This window comes from Okeania sp. SIO2B9, assembly GCF_010672505.1.
Classification (GTDB): Bacteria; Cyanobacteriota; Cyanobacteriia; order Cyanobacteriales; family Microcoleaceae; genus Okeania; species Okeania hirsuta.
Genome location: NZ_JAAHGK010001303.1, coordinates 1 through 2,106 on the forward strand (window position 1 = coordinate 1; position 2,106 = coordinate 2,106).

The 2,106-nt window shown below is 31.6% G+C and carries 2 protein-coding genes; one reads left to right on the top strand and one right to left on the bottom strand.

Features of this window, described 5'->3' with window-relative positions:
- Positions 1–647: spermidine synthase (locus tag F6K13_RS30095; RefSeq protein WP_287289415.1), on the top strand; the 647-nt coding region annotated here is incomplete at its 5' end.
- Positions 648–888: 241 nt separating this feature from the next.
- On the opposite strand, the gene F6K13_RS30100 is transcribed toward F6K13_RS30095, so the two are convergent.
- Positions 889–1,308 (bottom strand): peptidylprolyl isomerase, encoded by a 420-nt coding sequence (locus F6K13_RS30100; protein WP_124143645.1) that lies wholly within the window; start codon positions 1,306–1,308, stop codon positions 889–891.
- Positions 1,309–2,106 lie beyond the last annotated feature (798 nt).

A 2,106-nucleotide genomic window follows, 5' to 3' on the forward strand; every position in this document is an offset into this window, starting at 1 on the left:
TACAAAAAATTTATATAGCAGGTTTTGGAGGGGGTAGTATTCCTCAAGTTTTTCACCATTATTTTCCAGATACAATAATTGAATGTGCAGAGGTTGATGCGAGTATATTGTCAATAGCTCAGAAATTTTTTGGGGTAGAATTAAATGACAGATTAAAGGTAAAAATTCAGGATGGTAGAGAATATTTAGAACAACAAGACCGGGATAATCTGTATGATATTATGATGATTGATGTAGCTTTTGGTAATGGCTATATGTCTTATAATTTAGCTACTAAAGAATTTTATGAGCTGTGCGATCGCCATTTATCAAAATCTGGGGTTATAATCGTAAATACATTAAACAGTAATGACTTTGAAGCAGAGTATATAAAAACTATTAAAACTGTCTTTCCTTCTATTTATATCTGTCATACTACCGGCAAAAATACAATTATTATTGGTACTCGCAGTTATCCTGTGAATAAAGCAGAAATTAGAGAAAAAGCTCAATTTATTCAAGATTATCATCAATTTTCTTTTCCCTTAGTTGACAGAGCAAATGAGATAAAAATGATTGATGAATTATCAAATTTAAATTTAGACCAAGTTTCAATTCTCCAGGATACTGCTTCACCTGCTAATTACTTTGATTCTTGGTTATTTTAAGGAGTAAGGAGTCATTTCAGTTATCAGTTATCAGTTATCAGTTATCAGTACCTCTGCCTGTTTGCACAGCATTCCGTCCTGAGATAAAAAAGTAGGGACATTCCACAAAACATCCCTAGTCTAATAATAATAAATAAAGAGCTACAACTAGATCAAACTGGTCTAATTAGGAAAGGTTTTGAAATGTATTTTCTTTCTCTACCCCACTCCCTATTTTCTTCAATTTATCAACAGAGAAAAACTACTTTTCAATCTTCACAGAAAGAATTTTGTCACCTTGTCTAATAGCATTTACAACATCCATATCCTCTGTTTTGCCAAAAGTTGTATGAACACCATCTAAATGACGTTGGGGAGAGTGACAAATAAAGAATTGACTACCGCCTGTATCGCGACCAGCATGAGCCATTGATAAAGTTCCGGCCAAATGTTTATTATTATTAATTTCACATTTAATTTTATAACCAGGGCCACCTGTTCCTGTACCGTTAGGACAACCACCTTGAATCATAAAATTAGGAATAACACGATGAAAATTTAAGCCATCATAAAATCCTTTTTCACTTAGTTCAACAAAATTTTTCACAGTATTAGGAGCATCATTATCAAATAATTCTAGATTAATGATTCCCTTTTCAGTTTCCATGATAGCTCGTGTCATGTTTGGAATTTCTCCTCAAGTTAACTTGTAGTATTATACGCTATTTACCAACAATATTTTTCTAGTCTAGCGACGTTTAAAGAAGGAAGAAGGAAGAAGGAAGAGGGAAGAGGGAAGAAGATATAGGGGATAAGCAAGAAAGAAAAAAGGAGAAGGGATAACTAAGAAAGAAGAAGGTCAATCTTGCCTTGTTTGAAATATTCTATAAGTTCTAATAGTAATGGCATTTGCTATAACTTTTAAATTCTGAATTGACCTATAAATTAGTTAATGATGGAGAATTATGCAAATATGCCATGATCAAGCTAAATTTTTTTGGCTGTACTATTATGAAAAACAATCAGATAAATTAGTATTGGTTATATTTAGCTATTTTTGAGTCAGCCTTAACTATTGACCAGAAAATTAGGTTTCAAGCCTCCCTTTTCAAGGGGATAAAGAAAAGAAAATTCCGTATTTTCAAGCTTCCCTATTCCAGAAGCTACTGTTAACTGATAACTGATAACTGAAATTACGCCTTTTAATTTCCAATAAAACTTGCCATTTAATAATTAAAATTCTTCTCAATCAAATCAAAAATAACTCGAAAATTTAGATAATATTCAGACAGTTTTAGGAGCAGATATCTTGTCTTTGTTTATCCTAAATTTAATATCAAGTCTAATTAATTAAACGTAAATATTAATGCTCTTATCAATTATCTTGAGAACCTATTAAATTGTCCCCTATTCCCTACTTTTGACTTTTGACTTTTGACTTCCGCGTAGTGGCTAAATAGTCAAAACAATTTTACCAACA